Here is a 20,685-nt window from a genome sequence, read left to right on the forward strand (position 1 = left end):
AGGTGCGGACGGCAATGAGATCGTCTATGAATTCGTCGTGCGGCCATCGTTCTGGCTGGCAACGCTCAAAGCGGATTCACGCGCATTTAGCGGCCCCATCATCGACATTCTTCACGATGTCATGAGCCGTTATGGGCTGATCGAGTGGCGCCTTAGTAAGCGAATCAATCCGCAGCGCGACTATATCCGGCAGGCGTGGGAAACAGACTGGGATTTCTTCATGCGCCTGTGTGAGGAATGGGGTTTCGTCGCCTGGTTCGAGCATGACGAACAGATGCATACGCTCGTGATCGCCGATCACACCAGTGCCTGTAGCAAGCATGAACGTGCCTATGAAACGCTGCGTTATCACACCGGCGGCGGCCACATCGATCAGGAGCATATCGACGAGTTGATCCTGTGCAGCACGCTCACCAGTGGCAAGGTGACCGTTCACGATCATAGCTACAAGACGCCACGTTTAAGCCCTTACGCAACGCCGATGCGCGAAGCCTGCGATCAGCCGCGCAAAACTCAAAGCGCCGACCAGGAAATCTACGCGCGCGCGGACTTCGCACAGCCAGACACGCGGCGCGACGCTCCTTACGACGAAAGCCAGTGGCGTGAAGAGGCGCAGCATCTTGCGCGCGTGAAACTGGAGGCGCTGCGCGGTTGTGGCCTTCGTGCAGAGGCGCGCGGGGCGCTGCGCGGCGTCGAGGCAGGAAAAACGCTGTCGGTAACGCACTATTCGCACGAATCGGGCAATCGCGAATATCTCGTGATACGCAGCGACCTGGATATCCGTGCAACGGGGACGCTGTCCAGCACGCAGCGCGAGTATCAAATCAAGGCGTCATTCGTCATGCAGCCGGTGAGCGAGCCTTATCGCATGCCGCAAATTACGGTACGCCCGGTAATCGGCGCTGAATACGCCGTGATTGTCGGGCCCGAGAATGCGGAGATCTTTGTTGACGACCTGAACCGCGTGCTGGTGCAGTGCGACTGGGATCGCGATGGGAAATTCGACGGAAAATCGTGCATCTGGGTGCGGCTCGCGACGTCGTGGCAAGGCGATGGCATGGGCACCGTCACGCATGCGCGATGCGGTCAGCAGGTGCTCATTGGCCACATTCATGGCGATCCGGACAGGCCGGTCGTGACGTCCTTTTTCGTGGACGCAAACAATCTGCCGCCATGGAAACTGCCCGCGAACCAGTCGCTATCGGGCATCGTGAGCAAGAGCCTTGGGCGTGGCACGCAAACCAATCATCTGGCGCTGGACGACACAGAAGGCCGCATGCAGGCGCAACTGGCCAGCGACCACGGCGGTACCAGCGTTAGCCTCGGCTATATCACGCGGATTGCCGGCAGCGAAGGACGGCAGGACGCGCGCGGCGAAGGCTTCGAGTTGCGTACCGATCAGCATGGGGCGATACGCGCGGCGCGAGGCCTGCTGGTATCGACGTGGGGGCGGCGCGGCGGTGCGGGTAAGGTCAAGGAGATCGGCGAGACCATCGGCCAGTTGACCGCCGCGCGCGACGTTCATGAAGGCGCGGCGCGAGAGGCGCAGCGGCATGGCGCGCAGGAGATGCAGGGCGATCAGTCTGATGTGACGCGTGCGATGAAGGACGCCAATGCGCGCTTGAAGGGAGCTTCGGCAAACGGCCCGGATGATTTTCCGGAATTCGAGGCGCCGGATATTGCGGTTTCGAGTGCTGCGAACATGCATGTTGCGGCGAAAGGCTGCGTTCATATCGCGAGCGAAACGCACACTGCGGTGACTGCCGGTGGGCATTTGTCGATCGCGTCGGGCAAATCGTTGTTTGCGTCTGTGCGGGAAAAGATCGTGCTGTTTGCGCAGAAGGCGATTACGTTGGTTACGCCGGGGCCGGTGCGGATTCAATCGATCGATGGTTCGATGGCGCTTTCGGCGCAGGACGAGTTGGCTGTAAACAGTGCACGCGGCATCGTGCGGATCGCGGGGAAAAATGGCGTCGATATCGCTTGCGGTGGAACGCTGCTGAGGATTCGGCCCGAAGGCATTACCGGTTACACCGACGGGAAGTTTCTGGTGCACGCCGCGAATCATGCGACAGATAAACCTCAACCGCAGCCTGTTGATAACCCCGTTACGCCGGATAAGCCGGGTAGGCTCGCGGCGCATCATGTGCTGGTTGAGAAGCACGACGGCTTCGCCATTTCGAACCAGCCTTATCGCCTGACACTCGATGACGGGCAGGTTGTTCAGGGTGTCACAAATGAGTTGGGCGAAATGGCGTTGGTCACGAGCAATTCAACGACATTCGGCGTGATCGAGTTGATGTCGCAAAGCGCGCCAGACGACGTCATGGGTCTCGTCCACACGACGGTCTACCAGGATGCGAGTCCGTCAGCGTCTCCAATTGAAGCGGCCACCATGAAACGCTCAGTACAGGTTGGTGGCAAGACAGCTTCCACACCAGAAACAAGCGTGACTTCCCAAGGAAAGGAACCGATATTCCTGTCATGTGATCCGATGAATTTCGGCCTGCGAAGCTATCGATACATTAACGGCGCAAAGCCCGACCATTCACTAGGCCTTTCGCGCAAAGACGTCGAATATCCGGTTGCCAAGGCATATACGGCTGCGGTCAAGGAGACGCTCACAAAACTTGACTGGAGAGAATTGAGATCGAAAACAACAGAAAAAATTGGAGACGCGATTTTATTGGCCGTCAAACAGCCGCTCTACGACGCGCTCGGATCTGGTGCTTTTGGGTTGCCATTCACCGCAATGCCGGGCATCGTTGTTGTTACGGTTTCGAATGCAGCCGCTTACGGCTTCGCACTAGCTGGATGGGAAGCAGCCGTTTTCGGTGCCAATAGCTGGAAGATCGGTATTGCTGACCCGCCGCTTAACCTACTCTATAACGCGCTAGACAAGATCGACGCGGCCGAAGACGAAATCAAGAAGCAAGCTGCGCTCGCGAGTTTCGATGCGAGACTGGGAGACCTGGCGGCAACCATCTATCACGAATCCCGGCACTGCCAGCAGATATTCTGGATGGTGTCTCTTCTCCACACGTATCCCGACGATTACAAGCAATTCTCCGGCATCGAAATCGTATTTGAGTCCAGCGTTCTTGAGTCGCCCAGAAAGATCGCTGATAGCACATCTTTTCCAAACGACAGCCTTGCCAGGATTGGCGTGCATCGCATGCTCATTTTCTACTACTGGTGGTTTATCACCGTCAACAGAGAAAAAGGGAGCTTATACGAGCCGTGGGCGCCGATTTTCGCAGATGCAGACAAGGTACATGCAGAGGTTGCGAAGATGCGTGGCGTCACGCTGGAACAGGCCACCCAGATGGGGCAGCGCGCAGAACCCGGATACTACACTCACTATCACGAGGAAGACGCTTATGCGGCCGAGGATTCAGTTAAACAATATTGGGCTCATCCTGACCACGCTGCTTTGGTCAACCCAGGTACATGCACAAGACACTACCGGGACGCGCTTGAAAAAATCGGAGTCAGCGGCAATGGATAACGAAATTACTGAGGTTCAGAGAAACGCGATCATAGACGTACTTCAAGAGGCAATGCTAATCCTGCGGAGTAACAAAGCTATTGAATTGGAAAATTCGGCCTTTGGAAAACTATCGCGGATAGAGGATCAATACAAGCAACCTGGGTACATCTACCACTACACTAATTCTCAAATTCCAGAAGGCACGATTATTCTGGCGACAGCAGATGATCCGCTTGATTATTCAGAGGATCGTGCTCGCGTCGCGACTGTGCCCTCAAAATTCGAACTGTACTTCTACGTGACAGTCCGTGGAATCACGCCATCAATGCTGAAGGAACGGCTCAACTTGGCGGATTTCTGGATCAGTAGCAACGGGAAGAAAAACGACTATAACGATATGGGGCCAGGCATTCCACCAATGCCTCTACTTCACCGCTATCGTTACCGTGCAAATGGCGACTCTAGCAGCCAGTTTCCAGTTGACGTCGAGCTATTCTACGGAGATGGGCCACTCGACGCTCCGCCGGGCACTCAACCTAGTTTGGGGATGGTCATTATCAATCGCGCTTACCCATATCTCACGCCCGAAATGCGCAAGAAGAAGCGTGATGAAGCAGCAGCAGCACGCGCGCAGACCGCGTATGGCAAGGGCGCGAGTCAATGAGGAAGTCTGCTCACGTCGTTCCGTCCATTGCCGACCTTCTTCAAAACACTAGCGCCAATCGCACACTTGATGTCGGCGAGTCACATCGTGCGGCTACTGCGAGGCAGCGCAGTCACCAAGAAGAGCCTATTCGGCCGAAAGTGCTGCTTCGCGATATTGGGATCATCCTGACCATGCTGATCTGGTCAACCCCGGTACATGCACAAGACATTACCAGAGCGCCCTTGAAAAAATCGGAGTCAGCGGTAATGGATAACCACTTATCGGCCGTTCAGCGAGATGCGATCATGACCTTATTGCAAGAGGCACTGCTAATCCTGCGGGACGACAGACCACTGACGCCGGATGATCCAGCATTTGGGAAGATTAGATGGGTAAAGAAGTCACCGTTTTCTGAATTTGGAAACGTGTACTCCTTTGACAATGATTCGATTCCTGATTCAGAAATTAAACTAAGGAAAACAGATTATCCATTTGATTTTTCGGAGAATAGATCTCATGTTCCGATAGTACCGTCAAACTTCGAACTGTATTTTTATGCAGCCGCCCGCGGCTTCACGCCTTCGATGCTGAAGGAACAGCTAGATCTGGCGGACTTCTGGATCGATGGCGACGGAGAAAAGCATGATTACAACGATATGGGGCCAGGTATTCCACCAATGACTGCGCTGCGGACGTACCGTTATCGGGCTAACGCTCAACCTGACAGCAAGTTCCCAGTCGATGTCGAATTGTCTTTCAACGATGCTCCGCCTGGTGCGCCACCAGGTACGCAGCCTAGTTTGTGGATAGTCGATATTCACCGAGCTTACGCACATCTCACACCGGAAACACGCAAGAATAAGCACCTCGAAGCTGCGACACGCGCTCAGGCAGGCAATGGCAAAAGCAGTGGAGCAAGCCAATGAGAAAACCTGCTCACGTCGTTCCCACCATAGCCGATATGTTTCCCAATCCTGGACGGGCGATCTTGAGAGTGCTTCTGTTGCTCGCTCTATCGAATCCCTGCCTCGCGCACGCGTGTCGCGTTGCCGATGACATAACTTGGTACTTTGGATGGGAGCAAGGAATCAACGACGGGGATTTCGAGCTTGACGAAGTGGTTTCGGAGAATATTAAACGCACTAAAACGATAACCTTTGAAGAGGAACCAATCATCTTCGAACACCATCGCTTCTATCTCCGGCATGGCATGCTTTATGTAAAAGGCGTACCAACGGAATTCATAGACGGATCATTCAAATATCTCGGTAACGGCTATTTCAGGCTTCATGGGCAAATCTATTATCGAGGGCAACGCGAAGGAGACTATCCTGCTGGCGCAGTAGTAAGGACGTGGAGTTACATGCACGACGATCCGCCACCAGTTCATCAAGATGGGCCACCCATTTTGCCTATCTGCCCAAGTTTCGCACGCCCCGTGTTCGTGCTTGAAACTAGTACCGGGCTACACCTTGAACATGAAGAGCGTCCCGGTCATTCACAGCTTCCGGGCGGTAGAACCTGCAAAAGGTGGACAGGTCATACCTGCGCGGAATTACGCCGTATGGGTGAATTCGACGACAGTCGCTTTCGAATCGGCGAATAAACGAAGAATCCGTTAAACGCGCACGCTGCAGGAGCAGCACCGTTCGGTGTTCAATTGAACGGTATCTGCGCTAGACGCTCGCCTGCTCGCGCTCAAACCTTCCCCGCCAAATGAAACCGCGACGCTGCGTGCCAAAGCTGCACCGACGTCGCCACGGCCTCGCCGACCCACGTTCGGCGCTCGACCATCAAGCAAGGCTCGCCAATTTCGATATCCAGATGATGACGCACATACGCATCGGGCTTGCGTGCGTAGATGCGGAACTCCGCGCGCTGGATCGGCGCGAGCCGCACCATGTAGTGATTCGGCGTCTCCTGCGTGAAATCCTGCTGCAAATACAACGGAAACAGCGCGGGATTCACAAAGCGATCCTCATACTGGATCGCCTCGCCTTCTTCGCAATGAACGATGCGCGAGTGAAACACCGGCCCATGCGTCACATCCAGCGAAGCCAGCGCCGCCGCATCGTCGCTCGTTTGCAGCGCCAAAACACGCGCCGTATGCCGATGCCCGCGCGCCGCGATTTCATCGGCGATATTACGGATCTCCAGCACCGTCGATTCATAGTCGCGCGGCGCGACGAACGTGCCCGAACCCTGCACGCGCTTGAGCACACCTTCGTTCGTGAGTTCGCGCAGCGCGCGCGACACCGTCATGCGGGCAACGCCAAACTCCTTGACTAGCACCGTCTCGGACGGAATGGAATCGCCTGGCTTCCACGTCCCGTTTTCGACGCGCTCCAGCACGTAGCGTTTGATCTGCTCATAAGGCGGCGCGGTGCGGCGTGTCTGTGCCTGTGTCTCCAGACCACGCCGCGTATCGTCGGCCGCGAGTGCGAAAGCGTCGAGGTTCATCGTCGTTGCGTTCCCTTCTTCGGACGGTTCGCCGCGAATCAGTGGCCGATCGCGCCAGCCAGCGCATCGTTCGCCGAGGGTGCAGCGCCTGGCGCGACTTCGTGCAATGCCGGTTGCGGTGCGCAGGCGCGACGTTCGACAGGCTGCTCCGCGAGCGGCCCCGGCAGCGGCGGCGGCCCGCCGTCGGCGATCATGCGGAACGCCACCGACATATCGCCCGCCAGCGGCCGGTCGTCGCGATAGGTCGGCAGCACGGCGCGAATGCGGCCGTAGAGCGCTTCCGTGTAGTGCGCGCGCGCCGCATCGACCGGTTGCAGGTCGTAGGCCTGCGCGGCTGCCAGCAATTCGATGCCGAGAATGCGACTGCTGTTCTCGATCACCGCCAGCGCCTTGAGCGCGGCAGGCGTGGCGTGGCACAGGTGGTCTTCCTGAAGGCCCGAGGTCACGCCGCCATCGAGGCTCGCGGGCGCGGCGTCGCGGCGGTTCTGCGCGACCAGCGAGGCCGCCGTGTACTGCGCGATCATGAAGCCCGAGCGCGTGCCGCTAGCGTGCGCAAGGAACGCGGGCAGGCCGCTGACGAGCGGGTTCACGAGGCGGTCGAGGCGGCGCTCGGCCATCGCCGCGACCTGGGCGACGGCAGCGGCCAGGCTGTCCATCGCGAGTGCAATGGATGCGCCCACCGCGTGCGCCTGCGAGAACACCTGCGGCGCGTCGGGCGTGCCGTCGACGATGGGGTTGTCGGTGACCGACGCCAGTTCGCGGTTCACGACTTCGGCGGTTGCCGCCAGCACGTCGCGCGCCGCGCCGTGCACGTGCGGGATCGTGCGCATGCTCAAGGGATCCTGCGTGCGGCGGCCCAGCGCTGCGGCCAGCAGCCCGCTTTCTGCGAGTGCCGCGCGCATGCGTGCCCCCACCTGCGCCAGCCCCGGCGAGACGCGATACGCGAGCGACTGCGCGTCGAACGCCGCCATCTGGCCGCCAAGGTTTTCGAAGCTCATCGCCGCCACGGCGTCGGCCCAGTCAAGCAGGCGCTGCGCGCGTTCCAGCGCCAGCGCGGCCAGCCCCGTCACGCACGGCGTGCCATTCACCAGGCTCAAACCTTCCTTCGCTTGCAGCGACAGCGGTTGCAGGCCAAGCCGCTCAAGCGCTTGCGCGCCGTCCAGACGTTCGCCATGCCAGCGCACATGCCCCGCGCCCACGCAAACAAGCGCGATGTGCGCCATATGGCTCAGGTATCCCACCGATCCGAACGCAGGCACTTCAGGCAGGCAATCGGCTTCGAGCAATGCCTCCAGCTGGGCGACCAGCTCCACCCGCACGCCCGAATGGCCGTGCGCGAAGTTGTTGATCGCGGCGGCCATGATCGCGCGCGTTTCCTGCGCGCCCAGGGGCGTGCCCACGCCCACTGCATGGCTCATGAGGATGTTGTGCGAAAGATCGTGCTGCTCGGACTGCGAGACCACTACGTCGCACAGCGCGCCCACTCCGGTATTCACGCCATACGCGCGAATGCCGCGCACAACGATCTGGTCGACCAGTTCGCGGGCCGCGCGAATGCGCGCGCGGGCTTCATCGGCGAGGTGCAGCGGCTCGCCCGCAGCGACAGCGGCAATATCGCGCCACTCTAGCGGACGTTCGGAACGGATGACGGCCATGGTCTGGATACCTGATTATTTCATGGAGGGCCTGCACGGCCCGCTCGAATTCAAGCTGATGCTGCTCAATGCGTGCTCAACGCACGCTCAGTGCGCGTTTCGATCCTGATGGCTCGACACGAACTGGCGGAAGCGCTCCGACTTCAGTTCGCCGAACACTTCCTGCGGCGTGCCGTCCGCGTCGACCAGGCCTTGATGCAGGAACATCACGCGATTCGACACATGCTTCGCGAAGCCCATTTCGTGCGTGACGACCAGCATCGTGCGGCCCTCTTCCGCCAGTGCGCGCATCACGCGCAGCACTTCACCTACGAGTTCCGGGTCGAGCGCCGACGTCGGTTCGTCGAACAGCATGACCTTCGGGTGCATCGCCAGTGCGCGCGCAATCGCCACGCGTTGCTGCTGGCCGCCCGAAAGATGCGCGGGATAGTGGCCGCGTTTATCGGCGAGCCCGACTTTCGCGAGCAGTGCTTCGCCCTCTTCCATCGCTTCGGCGCGGGTTCGCTTGAGCACGCGCATCGGCCCTTCGATGAGGTTCTCCATCACGGTCATGTGCGACCAGAGATTGAAGTTCTGGAACACCATGCCAAGCTGCGAACGCACGCGATCCACCTGGCGGCGATCTTCGGGTTGCAGCTTGCCGTCGCGGCGACGCTTCATTTTCAGCGCTTCGCCTTCGAGGGCGACGGTGCCGTCGTCCGGCATTTCCAGCAGGTTCAGGCAGCGCAGAAACGTGCTCTTGCCCGAGCCGCTCGCGCCAAGAATCGAAATGACGTCGCCCTTATGGGCGTCGAGTGAAATGCCCTTCAGGACGTGGTGATCGCCAAAGGACTTGTGGATGTTCTTGACGGACAGGGCGACCGGTGCGGCTGCGTTCATGAGTGACTCCGTAATATCGATCAGGACGGCCGGTCAGGATGCGGCGCGAGGGGTTTCGAGCGACGTCAGCTTGCGCGCGGGCGCAGTGGGCGCGGCGCGCAGGTGGCGCGACAGGCGCTTTTCCAGCATGCCGATCAGTCGCACGATGATGAAGTTGAGCGCAAGGTAAATCAGCGCAGCGCAGGTAAAAACCTCAGTTGTCCGATAGGTTTGCTGAATGATCTGCTGGGCCACGCCCGTCACTTCCCAGACCGTCACGAGGCTCGCGAGCGCCGTGGATTTCACCAGCAGCACGGCTTCGGTCGAATAGGCGGGCAGGCACTGTCGCAGCGCAATCGGGCCAATCACGCGGCGCAGCAGCGCGAAGCCCGAGAGGCCGATCGAGTAACCCGCCTCGATCTGGCCGACCGGCACGGCCATCAGGCCGCCGCGAATGATTTCGGCGGTATAGCCCGCCGTGCACAGCGCGAGCGACAGCACCGCGCAGACATAGGGTTCGCGCAGCACGGGCCACAGAAAGCTTTCGCGGATCACGCCAAACTGCCCGAGGCCGTAATAGACGAGAAACATCTGGATCAGCAGCGGCGAGCCGCGAAACACCAGGATATAGGCGCGCGCGAAGCGGTTGGGCAGCCAGTGCGGGGACACGCGCATGGCCACGATCACGAGCGAAAGCAGTCCGCCGATGACGAGCGAGGCGAAAAACAGTTCGAGCGTGGTCGGCACCGCTGCGATCAACTGGCGCAGCGTGTCGAGCAGGAAGTCGATATCGATATGCATGTCGGGTTCCGTCGCGGGGTCGGTGGGTCGGGGGGTCAGTTGCGCGCGAAGTTGCGCTTGAAGGACCGGCCCACGTACGCTTCCGCGCGGCCGAAGATGCGGTTCGATACGCCCGTCATCGCCAGATAGAGCGCGCCGCCCGCGACGAAGAACAGGAAGTATTGGTGCGTGGAACCGGCCGCCACCTGGCTTGAGCGCAGCAACTCGGCGAGACCCGTCACCGAAATCAGTGCGGAGTCCTTGAGACTGAGCTGCCACACATTGCCGATGCCCGGCAGCGCGAAGCGGAACACCTGCGGAATCAGGATGCGGCGCGCCATCGTCAGCGTCGGCATGCCGATCGCACGTGCAGCTTCGAGTTCGCCGCGCGAGACCGCCAGCACCGCCGCGCGATAGACCTCGGCCTGATACGCACCGGAGATCATGCCCACGGCCACCGCGCCGATCAGGAACGGCGGCACGCCGACGAAGCCGTCGGCGCCAAACAGCTGGCCGATGCTCGTCACGAGCGCCGATCCGCCGAAGTAGAACAGATAGATGACGAGCAGCTCGGGCACGCCGCGAAACACGGTGGTATAGCAATCGCCGAGCACGCGCAGCACGCGAAAACGCGAGAGCTTGGCCGCCGCGATGAGCCCGCCGAAGACCGCGCCCAGCGCGAGCGCCGCAATGGTGAGCACGACCGTCATGAGTGCGCCGAGCAACAGCACGCCGCCCCAGCCTTCGGCGCCAAAGCCGAGCATTTCGATCACTGACATGGTGACTACCTCAAACGAACAAGCAGGTTCAGGCTAGATTCGGCATGGGAGACCGCGACGGCCTCCCATGCGCATCGATCAGGGCGTGACGTCGGTCTTGAACCACTTGAGCGCGAGCTTCTTGACCGTGCCGTCGGCTTGCGCGGCGGCGATGGCGGTGTCGAATTTCGCCTTGAGGTCGGTGTCCTGCTTGCGGAAGGCGAGGCCTTCGCCCGGGCCCCAGACCGGGCCGGCGATCTGCGGGCCGGCCATCACGATGCTGCTCGAATCAGGCTTGCCTGCCGTGGCGGCGTAGTAGGTGACGTCGTCAAACGAGGCGTCGATACGACCGTTGGCCAGGTCGAGGTCGCGCTCGGGCGAGGTCTTGTAGACGCGGATCGACGCGACGTCCTTGAAGTTGTCGTTCACGAAGCGCGTGTAGATCGTGCCCGATTGCAGGCCGATGGTCTTGCCCTTGAGCGCCTTGCGCAGGCCGTCGATGGCGGGCAGGTTGCTGCGCGCGTCATTGTCGAGCTTCACCTGGCTTGCGTTGGCCGCGGCCTTCGGCAGGATCTTGGTGTCGGACACGGCGAAGGTCGCGGGCGTGGCGGCGTAGGGCTTCGAGAACGCGAGGATCTTCTCGCGGTCGGGCGTGATCGAGATGGCGTCCATCAGGACATCGAACTTGCCGGCCTGGAGGCCCGGGATCATGCCGTCCCAGTCCTGCGTGACCAGGTTGCACTGCAGCTGCGCGCGGGCGCAGAGATTGGCGACGAGTTCCGGTTCGAAGCCGCCGAGCTTGCCGCCCGGCAAGGTCAGGTTCCACGGCGCGTAGCTGCCGTCGAGCGCGATCGTCACCGTTTTCCATTCCTTCGCGCTGGCGTTGCCGCCTGCCAGCAGTGCCGCGCCGAACGCGGCTCCGATCAGGGCCTTGACCAGTCTGGTGCACTTCACCTGCATGTCGCCACTCCTTGTAGTCGAGCTAACCGTGATGAGGCGGGCGCACCGTGTGGCCCGTCCGTGTTGTCTAGACAAGATTGAGGCAACAAAATGCAGGACGCAAGCGCTTTTCAATAAAAACGGGTCGATCCAGGGAATGCCCTGGGAAACCCTGTCGAATGCACTGGGATGGCGCATTCCGCGGACGAATATCGAGTCATTTCGCCGGATTGAAGCGGTTCGGACGGGGTTTGGATGCGGTTCGCAGACTGGAAATCGCCATGAGTTAACTAGACGACTTATCGCGGATCGTATTGCGCGGCACGCGCCGCGCACCAGCCGGTGTCATAGCGAGGTCACGCAAGAAAGCCATCGTTTCGCCGGCATTCAGCGACATTTCCCCTGCAAAACTCGCAGCGCGGCACGCGATCGCGCTGTCCAGTCACGAGGCGATTCGACATGACGAAGAAAAATATCCCGGATACACCGTCCCATGATGCAGCCAGCGGCGTCTCGCGCCGCGGCTTCCTGAAGCTCGCCGGCGCGTCCGGCTTCGCGAGCGCGGCGGGCGCCGCTGCCGCGCTCAGCGGCGTGGCGAAGGCCGATACGGCAACGCCCGACGGCACGCCCGAGCAGATCCACCTGACCTGGGGCGCAGACCCGACGAACGAAGTCGTGGTGTCGTGGGCGTCGCTTGCGGCCGCCACGCATCCGCGCGTGTTCTACAACCCGGATCGCGGCCGCCGCGAACGCGTCGATGCGATCCAGCGCACCTACACGGACGGCCTGACGGGCGTGGTCGTGTTCACCTATCACGCGCGCCTCACCGGCCTGCATGCGGATACGACCTATCGCTACGAGGTCACCGCCGATAACGACAGCCACGCGGGCAGCCCCTTCAGCGCGAGCTTCAAGACCGCGCCGCGCGGCCGCAAGGCGTTCCGCTTCACGAGCTACGGCGACCTGGCCACGCCCAACACGGGCTGGGTGCTGTCGTCGCCGCAAAGCCGCTTCGCGGTGGAAGCCGTCGAGCGCTTCCAGCCGCTGTTTCATCTGCTGAATGGCGACCTTTGCTACGCGAACCTGAATCCCGCGCACCAGACCGAGGTGTGGCGCGACTTCGGCAACAACGCGCAGACGTCGTCGTCGAACCGTCCGTGGATGCCATGCCCCGGCAATCACGAAATCGAGTTCTACAACGGCGCGCAGGGGCTGGACTCGTATCTCACGCGCTACACGCTGCCCGACAATGGCTCACGCTTTGCGGGCCGCTGGTACAGCTTCCGCGTGAGCAACGTGCTGTTCGTCTCGCTCGACGCCGACGATGTGGTGTACCAGGACGCCGCCGCCTTCGTCGCGGGCCCCGCGCCGCTCACGCCCGCCGCCAGCACCGGCAATGCGCCGCTCGCCGCAGGCACGTCGTTCTACGTGCGCGGCTACAGCAAGGGCGAGCAGACGCGCTGGCTCGAAAAGACGCTGCACCATGCGTCGCAGGACGACGATATCGACTGGATCGTCGTGCAGATGCACCAGGACGCGCTGAGTTCGTCGAAGACGGGCAATGGGTCGGACAAGGGTATCCGCGAGGCGTGGCTGCCGCTATTCGACCGTTATGGTGTCGATCTGGTGGTGTGCGGCCACGACCACGATTACGAGCGCAGCTATCCGGTGCGCGGCTGCAATCACCACGCGGGCGTGGACGCAAACACGGGCGAGCCGGTCGATACGCTGCAGCCGAAGCCGGTCGCGCACGCGCAACTGTCCCAGGCGAGCGCCAATACGTTCGACACGAGTCACGGCACGATTCACCTGATTCTCGGCGGCGGGGGCACCAGCGCGCCGCTCGACGTGTATGGCGTGGATATCGGCAACGGCAATCCGCAGGCAAAGATCTTCACGAAGCCCAACCGGCCGGTGCCCAATACGGCTGCGAACGCGGTGCCGGGTTCGTATGTGCGTGCCGGCGCTGACGCGCTCGAAGACGCAATCTGGTCTGCGCAACGCGATACGGGTACCGGTTATGGGATCGCGGTGTTCGACGTGGATCCCGGCGAGCACGGCGGCAAGACCACCATCACGATGAACTACTATCACGCGCCGGGCGCCGACCAGACGCCCACGCCGAACTACGAGCTCTTCGAGACGGTGACGCTCACGAAGTCGCGCGGCTAAACAGTCGCGCGCTTCATCGAGCCTAGGCGGCGCACGCGTCTCTGATGAGACTCAAGCGAGACTCAAGCGAGACTCAGGCGAGACCGGGCGCCGCCGCCTGCTGCACGTCCACGCGTCTGGGCACGAGGCCCAGTTCGTGGAAGGTATCGGCGATTTGCTGCTGTTCGCCGAGAATGGGCTTCGTGATCGCGACGGTGCCGAATTCGGTGCGATCGATTGCCTGCTGCACGATGGGCGCGGGCAGGCCCCAGAGCCTGGCCAGCTCGGCAGCGTAGTCCGCGCGATGGGTCTTGCCCCATGCATCGGTCTGCGCGATTTCGTCGATGACGATGCGCAGCACGTCCGGATTCTGGCGCGCGTAGTTCTGCGACGAAAAATAGAACCCGCGGTTGCCGTCCACGCCGCTCGCATCGGCGAGCAGGCGTGCGCCCAGGCTCGCCTGCGCCGCCGCGTAAAACGGATCCCAGATCACCCAGGCATCGATCGAGCCGTTCTCGAACGCCGCTCGCGCATCGGGCGGGGCCAGGAAAACGGGGCGGATATCGCCGTAATCGAGGCCATGCTTGCGCAGCAGCTGCACGAGGAAAAAGTGCACGTTGCTGGCCCGGTTGAACGCGACGCGCTTGCCCTTCAAATCCGCCACGTCGCGCAGGGGGGAATTGCGCGGCACGATCACGGCCTCGGAGCGCGGACGCGGCAGCGTCGCCGCCACATAGGCGAGCGGCGCGCCCGCGGCCTGGGCGAAGATAGGCGGCGCATCGCCTACGTCGCCGAAATCGATCGAGCCCACATTGAGCGCTTCGAGCTGAACCGGGCCAGCGTTGAACTCCGTCCAGGTGACGCTCACGCCCAGCGGCGCAAGACGCTTTTCCAGCGATCCACGGCCCTTCAGGAGGCTTAGCGCGCCCTTCTGGTTGCCGATGCGCAGCACACGCGGCGCGGGGGCCGCCAGCGCGCCTGGCACATGCAAGGACGAGAACGCAGGGAGCGCCGCGGCGGCGGCGCCCAGCGAGCGTTTGAGGAAATCGCGGCGTGTGCTCATGGGAGGTCTCTTGAATCGGTTCGAAAGGTTCAACCGATTCTACGAAGCACGCCGCCAAAGCCTAACGATGGAGTTTTCCAATTCAAAGCAGCGTGCGGACTAAGGCGCACGCCGCGTCCTGTTATGGCGCCGTCTCGCTGCGGATGCGCGCGGCAGCGGCGGCAACATCAGTCCACGCAGGCTGGCCCGCGATATCGGTGCGCAGATAGTTCGCCAGCGCAGCCAGTTGCGCGTCGTTGAAGTTGTAGCGGAACGCGGGCATGTAACCGAGATCGCGCGTCGCCGCATGCCCGATACCGCCCAGCAGCACGCGCAGCACGTTGTCCGGACTGTCGGCATAGAGGTTCGTGTTGAAAGCGAGTCCCGGACGCACGCCGAACAGCACCGGTGCGTCGTTCACGCGATGACAGCCCGCGCATGCGCCGCCAAACAACGCAGCGCCGGTCTGCGCACGCGCGGCCATGACGCCGTCGCTCAGGACGCCAAGCGTGACTTCACGCTGCGCGAGATCCGCAGTCGTTCCCATGTTGAGCGGCGCGAACGAAGCCACATACACGGCAATGGCGCGCACGTCGTCTTCGGGCAGCATCGACAGTTGCTCGACGACGGGCGCCATGGGCCCGGCCGCAACGCCGTGGCGAGCGCTATAGCCCGTGCGCAGATAGTCGTAAAGATCGTCGGCGTTCCAGGCGATGGGCGCGCGCGACGCCGTGTTGAGCGCGGGAACGTGCCAGCCGTCGACCACGCCGCCGCCGGCGAACAGATCCGCGCCGCCGCGTTCGGCGCCGAACGCATTGCGCGGCGAATGGCACGCCGTACAGTGTCCCGCCGATTGCACCAGATAAGCGCCCCGGTTCCACTGCGCGGAGCGCGCGGCGTCGGGCTTCCACGGCGTGCGATCGAGGAACAGGAGGTTCCAGCCCGCCATCAGGATGCGCAGGTTGAACGGGAACTTGAGTTCGGACGGCGGCGGCACCGAATGCACGGGCGCTTGCGTCATCAAGTACGCGTAAAGCGCGCGCATGTCCTCGTCGTTCAGGCGCGTGAACGACGTGTAGGGAAACGCGGGATAGAGATGGCGTCCCTCGCGGTCGACGCCGTGGCGCATGGCGCGCTCGAACGCTGCATAAGGCCACGCGCCGATCCCGGTTGCGCGGTCGGGCGTGAGATTGGAGCTGACAATCAGGCCGAACGGCGTATCGAACCGTCCGCCGCCCGCATTGCGCACGCCGCCCGGCGCGGTGTGGCAGACGGCGCAATCGCCGGTGCGCGCGAGACGTTCTCCGCGCGCAATCTGGGCGGCGCTAAAGTCATTGGTGCCGGGCGGCGCTGCGGCGATTTCCGGTTGATGCGCAAAGAGCGCGAAGCCGCCGGCTGCGATTGCGACAAAGGCGACGATGCCCGCAAGCCATCGATTTCGAAGTTTCATGCTGCGGCTCCTTGCGCGCCGCGCGCACGGGCGGCTTGATTCAGGGCGGACTTGACGCGATCGGGAGTGAAAGGCACCTCGCGCAGGCGCACACCGGTGGCGTCGAACACGGCATTGGCAATCGCCGCCGCACCGGGCACCGATGCCGATTCGCCCGCGCCGAGCGGCATCTCGTCGGGACGCTCCATCAGCAACACGTCGATCTCAGGCAAGTCGGTAAAACGCAGGATCGGATACGCGCCCCATTCGAGGCTGGTCACGCCCGCACTGTCGAAAGCCACTTCCTCCTTGAGCGTACGGCTCACCATCTGGACGACGTTGCCGTGCACCTGATGACGCACGCCGTCGGGGTTGATCATCATTCCGCAATCGTGGCCAACCACGACGCGCTTCACGCGCACGACACCAGTCGCGGTATCGACTTCGACGTCCGCGACCCATGCGGCCCACGCCGCGCCGAAGCCGGGAAACGCGCTGTGAAAGTAGCGGGCGTACGCGAACCCGCGCCCAGCGAGCACACCGGCTTTCTCGCCTGACCAGGGTTCGGGCGCCACTGCGCGCGGCTGCCAGCTGGCGCGCTGCGCCACGGCCTGCACCAGTTCGCGGGCGCGCGCATCGGGCAAATGACGCAAGCGGAACGCCACCGGATCCTGTCCGGCGAGCGCCGCGAGTTCGTCGATATACGACTCGTGCGCAAACACGCTCGGCAATGCCGACACGCCGCGCATCCACGACGCGCGCACGATGGGCGGCGTGTCGTGCACCGCCACGCGCATGTTCGCGTAACGGTATGGCGCAATGGCAGTGCGGTCGCCCATCTGCTCGACCGGCGCGGGCATTGCGGGCACCGCGCCCGTCAGCAGCAGCGCAAGCGTCACCGCATTGTTCGACGGGTAGCGGCTGCTGAAGTCGTAGGCCGCGACCTCGCCCCGGGCGTCGAGACCGCCATCTATGTCGATCAATTGCGCCGCGCCCTTGGGTTCCCAGCCGTGCTCCTGTTCGCGCATCAATTGCACGCGCACGGGCTTGCCCACGGCGCGCGAGAGCAGCGCGGCGTCGGCCGAGACATCGTCCGCGCAGTTGCGGCCATAGCAGCCCGCGGCCTCCATGCGAATCACGTGCACCTGTGCGGCAGGCAGCTTGAGCAGCTTGACGAGGTCGCCGCGCAGATCGTGCGGGTTCTGCGATCCGCTCCAGACCGTGACGCCATCGTCGCGATAGTCCGCGAGCGCGCACGAAGGGCCAATCGAGCCGTGCATCTGGTACGGCCATTGATAGGTCGCGCGCAGCCGGTGCGCGGCGTGTTCCGTCGCGTCCTGCACGTTGCCAATGGTGCTCAGCGTGCGCAGCGTCGAGGGGCTGTTGCGCAGCGCGGCTTCAAGCTGCGTGTTCAGGTCGGGCAGTTGGGCCCACGGCTTCCAGGTGACCTTCAGTGCGTGCATCGCGCGGATCGCCTGTTCTTCGCGTTGCGCGACCACACCCACGAAGTCGCCGATGGTGACGATCTTCACGATGCCGGGAAGATGCGCAATCGAACCGGCATCGACGGAAACCAGGCTGCTCCCGATGGGCGCCGTGTTGTCCATGCCGATATAGGGTGGACGGATGACGCGCCCATGCAGCATGCCAGGCACGCGCATATCGTGCACGAAGGTCAGCGCACCGGTGACCTTGGCGGGGATGTCGACGCGCGCCACCGGTTGCCCGACGACGCGATACGCGCTGCGCGGCTTCAGGGGCGCATCATCGGCGATCCTGAGATGAAACTGCTGGCCGTCGACAAGCTCGCCGTAGGTCAGCGAGCGGCCGTTTTTCGCCATGACGACGCCGTCGCTCACGCTCAACGTATCGGCGGCGAGCGCGAGGCGCGACGCCGCTTCGCGAACCAGGAACTGGCGCGCCTGGGCCGCGGCGCGGCGCATCGGCACGGCGGAAATCTGGATGCTTGAGCTGGCGATGGTCGCCCCCTGGTCAGGCGTACGCGCGGTGTCGCCGAGGATCATGGTGACGCGCTGCATCGGCACATCGAGTTCTTCGGCGACGATTTGCGCAAGCGCGGTGCGAATGCCCGTGCCCAGATCGACGTGCCCGCAAAACGCCGTCACAGCGCCGTTGCGATCGATGGCGATGAAGCTGTCGACCTGATCGAGCGCCAATGTGGCGGGGGAGTCGGTAGACGCGCCCGCTTGCTGTTGCTGGGCCGCAGTGAGCGCCGCCGCGGGCAACGCGGCGGCAATGAACAGATAGCCGCCCGATTTCAGAAAGTCTCGTCGCTTCATGCCGGGCCGCCTTTGGCGGTGCCCGTGGCTGCCTGCGCGTTCAGGTCGGCGGCGCGCTTGACCGCGTTCACGATCTCGCAGTGCGTGCCGCAGCGGCACAGGTTGTACGCGAGCGCATGACGGATCTCGTCGTCGCTGGGATGCGGATTGCGCTCAAGCAGCGCCCTGGTCGTCATGACCATGCCGTTCGTGCAGTAGCCGCACTGCGCGGCCTGGGCGTCGATAAACGCCTGCTGGACGAGATGAGGCTGCGAAGCGCTACCCAGCCCTTCAAGCGTCACGATGTCCCGTTCCAGCGCGGCTTCGACAGGGATGATGCAAGCGCGCGCGGGGATGCCGTCCATGATGACGGTGCACGCGCCGCATTCTCCCAGGCCGCAGCCGAATTTCGGCCCGTTGAGCGCGAGGTCATTGCGAAGCACATAGAGCAGCGGCGTGCCGGGCTCCACGTCGACGGTGTGCGAGATCCCGTTGACGGTCAGGTGAAAAGCTTGAGGCATAGCGATTTCGAGCAGGGACTTTGAAGTAGCACGCGGCACCAGAACGGCTTCTATATGCTTGCGGCCGCAATGATGTTTCGATGCGGATTGCGCGTGCCCGGAGAGATCGAAATGCTATTGCCCGAGATCCGATTTAGATAGCCATACGAAGCCGGGGCTGGATTTGCGTCAAACTTGCGGGCAATGAAACCGCCTGATCATGTTCTGTCAGATCGACCGGCGCGTCGCCCACCGCGTCGCCAACATTACGCACGGCTTTCGCCCCTTCCTTCAACGATTCCTGGCGTTTGTATAAACGTTTCTTCATCGTCCTGCATCGGGTTCGATAGGCTGACCTAACTATTCTCTCCTTACCGGGATGCGATCTATCGCATTCGCTCACCGGCCAACGATCAAGTTATCTGGAGGATAGTTCCATGAAGTCGCTCATGCTCGTCGCTGCATTCGCAGGTGCCATCGTCACCACGTCCGCTTTCGCCCAGACCGCCAGCACGGCCGGCGCGGCGCCGTCGCAGAACAACCTGCCGGCCACCACGACCCAGGTCGCCATGAACAACACGGCCACGTCGTTCGACAACGGCAATTGGGTAGCGCCTTATGGTCAACCGGTGCATCAGAAGACGCGCGCCGAGGTCTATCACGAGCTCGTGCAAGCCGAGCAGGATGGCCAGCTCGCATACCTGAATTCCACGCTGTACGCGCATTAAGCCCTTGTTTTGCAGGCCCGAAGCGCCGCCAGCGCGGTGCACGCTGCACAATCCAGCTCCATGCGAAAGCGGCACGCTCAATGCGTGCCGCTTTGTTTTTTGCGCGACAGGTACACGGTTCACGGCACGCATGTGACCTGAAATCCCATAGGCGGTTACCTTTGGTTCAGGCGCTGTGCTCGCAGGGTTACGCGTGCTTCGGCAGCGTGAGTTGATAGCCGTATCGGCTGATGGTTTCGATGCGCACTTCGATCGCTTCGCGTTCGAGCTTGCGACGCAGCCGCGAGACCACGAGGTTCACCGTCGAGGGATCAATGTCGTCTTTCTCGGGCCACGCATAGCGGATCATCTGGTCGCGCGGCACCGGCATGTTCGGCTGGCGCAACAGGCATTCGACCAGCAGATATTCGCGGCGCGTGAGTTCGGCGCGGCGCGCGCCTTCGACGATCTCGCGCGTGCTTGCGTCGAGCAGCGGCGCAAGAACATCGCTGTCCGTGCCAGACTGCGCGCCAAGTACACCATGCGCGCCATGTACACCATGCGCGGCGAGCGTCGTATGCGTGACGGGCGCGCCGCCCGTGCGCAGCAGCGCGAGCATGCGCTCGTGCATTTCGATGAACGAGAACGGGTAGCGGAAGCACGCATCGGCGCCCGCACGCAGCAGTTGCGAGCGCGCCTGGGCGCTTGCTTCGATGCCGAGCACCGCGATGATGGTCGCGCCGCTGGTCGCCTGGGCGAAGCGGGGCAGCAAGCCGAGCAATTCGGGCAGCATGGCGCCGTCGAGCGCCACGGCGATCACCGCATCGAATGGTTCTTCGCCTGCGATATAGAGTCCGTCGCGCAGCTCTTCCGCGCGTTGCAGGCTATGGGCGCTTTCCTGCAAGGCCTTTTGCAGCCAGGCGCCTTCGGCGTGGCAGGGCGAGATGAGGAGAATGCGCATGGGATCGGTGTACGTGTGCGGCGTGTGTGC

At 62.6% G+C, this 20,685-nt stretch carries 18 protein-coding genes; 6 read left to right on the plus strand and 12 right to left on the minus strand.

Features of this window, described 5'->3' with window-relative positions; translation table 11 throughout:
* The 4 genes from BBA01S_RS44350 to BBA01S_RS47315 form a co-directional block, all read left to right on the plus strand.
* The coding region (locus tag BBA01S_RS44350; protein WP_042298471.1) for a type VI secretion system Vgr family protein at positions 1–3,508 on the plus strand (3,508 nt) is incomplete at its 5' end.
* Positions 3,501–4,154 carry a hypothetical protein gene (locus BBA01S_RS45430; protein ID WP_052392051.1) on the plus strand — a complete coding sequence of 218 codons (654 nt, stop codon included), beginning with the start codon at positions 3,501–3,503 and terminating at the stop codon, positions 4,152–4,154. The genes BBA01S_RS44350 and BBA01S_RS45430, both read left to right, overlap by 8 nt.
* 248 nt (positions 4,155–4,402) lie before the next feature.
* Positions 4,403–5,062: a hypothetical protein gene (locus tag BBA01S_RS47310; protein ID WP_156966215.1), complete on the plus strand. Its 660-nt coding sequence runs from the start codon at positions 4,403–4,405 to the stop codon at positions 5,060–5,062.
* On the plus strand, positions 5,059–5,742 hold the full coding sequence (locus tag BBA01S_RS47315) for a hypothetical protein (protein ID WP_156966216.1): 684 nt from the start codon (positions 5,059–5,061) through the stop codon (positions 5,740–5,742). Before BBA01S_RS47310 ends, BBA01S_RS47315 begins: the two co-directional genes overlap by 4 nt.
* Before the next feature lie 92 nt (positions 5,743–5,834).
* Here the strand turns inward: BBA01S_RS47315 and hutC are convergent, their stop codons facing one another.
* From hutC to BBA01S_RS36230, 6 genes are all read right to left on the minus strand, one after another.
* Entirely contained in the window at positions 5,835–6,596 is a 762-nt protein-coding gene (gene hutC, locus BBA01S_RS36205) for a histidine utilization repressor (protein WP_027820691.1), read from the minus strand.
* 38 nt (positions 6,597–6,634) lie between these two features.
* Complete coding sequence (locus BBA01S_RS36210) at positions 6,635–8,251, minus strand: HAL/PAL/TAL family ammonia-lyase (RefSeq protein ID WP_027820692.1); 1,617 nt, start codon at positions 8,249–8,251, stop codon at positions 6,635–6,637.
* Between the two features lie 87 nt (positions 8,252–8,338).
* Positions 8,339–9,130, minus strand: coding sequence for an ABC transporter ATP-binding protein (locus BBA01S_RS36215; RefSeq protein WP_027820693.1), 792 nt, complete (start codon positions 9,128–9,130; stop codon positions 8,339–8,341).
* Positions 9,131–9,163: 33 nt separating this feature from the next.
* Positions 9,164–9,910: an ABC transporter permease gene (locus tag BBA01S_RS36220; protein WP_027820694.1), complete on the minus strand. Its 747-nt coding sequence runs from the start codon at positions 9,908–9,910 to the stop codon at positions 9,164–9,166.
* Positions 9,911–9,945: 35 nt separating this feature from the next.
* Complete coding sequence (locus BBA01S_RS36225; protein ID WP_027820695.1) at positions 9,946–10,668, minus strand: ABC transporter permease; 723 nt, start codon at positions 10,666–10,668, stop codon at positions 9,946–9,948.
* Positions 10,669–10,746: 78 nt separating this feature from the next.
* Positions 10,747–11,607, minus strand: a complete 861-nt coding sequence (locus BBA01S_RS36230) for a transporter substrate-binding domain-containing protein (protein ID WP_027820696.1) — start codon at positions 11,605–11,607, stop codon at positions 10,747–10,749.
* A 438-nt stretch (positions 11,608–12,045) separates the two neighbouring features.
* Between BBA01S_RS36230 and BBA01S_RS36235 the strand changes: the two genes are divergently transcribed.
* On the plus strand, positions 12,046–13,758 hold the full coding sequence (locus BBA01S_RS36235) for a purple acid phosphatase family protein (protein ID WP_027820697.1): 1,713 nt from the start codon (positions 12,046–12,048) through the stop codon (positions 13,756–13,758).
* 73 nt (positions 13,759–13,831) lie between these two features.
* Here BBA01S_RS36235 and BBA01S_RS36240 read toward each other — a convergent pair whose 3' ends face one another.
* The 5 genes from BBA01S_RS36240 to BBA01S_RS47325 form a co-directional block, all read right to left on the minus strand.
* A complete protein-coding gene (locus tag BBA01S_RS36240) occupies positions 13,832–14,800 on the minus strand; it encodes a sulfonate ABC transporter substrate-binding protein (RefSeq protein WP_027820698.1) in 969 nt (322 codons plus the stop codon).
* A 121-nt stretch (positions 14,801–14,921) separates the two neighbouring features.
* Positions 14,922–16,229 (minus strand): cytochrome c, encoded by a 1,308-nt coding sequence (locus BBA01S_RS47720; protein ID WP_027820699.1) that lies wholly within the window; start codon positions 16,227–16,229, stop codon positions 14,922–14,924.
* Entirely contained in the window at positions 16,226–18,508 is a 2,283-nt protein-coding gene (locus tag BBA01S_RS47725; protein WP_027820700.1) for a xanthine dehydrogenase family protein molybdopterin-binding subunit, read from the minus strand. Before BBA01S_RS47725 ends, BBA01S_RS47720 begins: the two co-directional genes overlap by 4 nt.
* Positions 18,505–19,008: a (2Fe-2S)-binding protein gene (locus BBA01S_RS36255; protein WP_027820701.1), complete on the minus strand. Its 504-nt coding sequence runs from the start codon at positions 19,006–19,008 to the stop codon at positions 18,505–18,507. Before BBA01S_RS36255 ends, BBA01S_RS47725 begins: the two co-directional genes overlap by 4 nt.
* 133 nt (positions 19,009–19,141) lie before the next feature.
* On the minus strand, positions 19,142–19,315 hold the full coding sequence (locus tag BBA01S_RS47325) for a hypothetical protein (RefSeq protein ID WP_156966217.1): 174 nt from the start codon (positions 19,313–19,315) through the stop codon (positions 19,142–19,144).
* A gap of 109 nt (positions 19,316–19,424) precedes the next feature.
* Here BBA01S_RS47325 and BBA01S_RS36265 point away from each other — a divergent pair, with 109 nt between their 5' ends.
* Positions 19,425–19,715, plus strand: a complete 291-nt coding sequence (locus BBA01S_RS36265; protein WP_027820702.1) for a DUF4148 domain-containing protein — start codon at positions 19,425–19,427, stop codon at positions 19,713–19,715.
* 187 nt (positions 19,716–19,902) lie between these two features.
* On the opposite strand, the gene BBA01S_RS36270 is transcribed toward BBA01S_RS36265, so the two are convergent.
* Positions 19,903–20,655, minus strand: coding sequence for a response regulator transcription factor (locus BBA01S_RS36270; protein WP_027820703.1), 753 nt, complete (start codon positions 20,653–20,655; stop codon positions 19,903–19,905).
* Positions 20,656–20,685 lie beyond the last annotated feature (30 nt).

The organism is Paraburkholderia bannensis NBRC 103871 (assembly GCF_000685015.1).
GTDB lineage: Bacteria > Pseudomonadota > Gammaproteobacteria > Burkholderiales > Burkholderiaceae > Paraburkholderia > Paraburkholderia bannensis.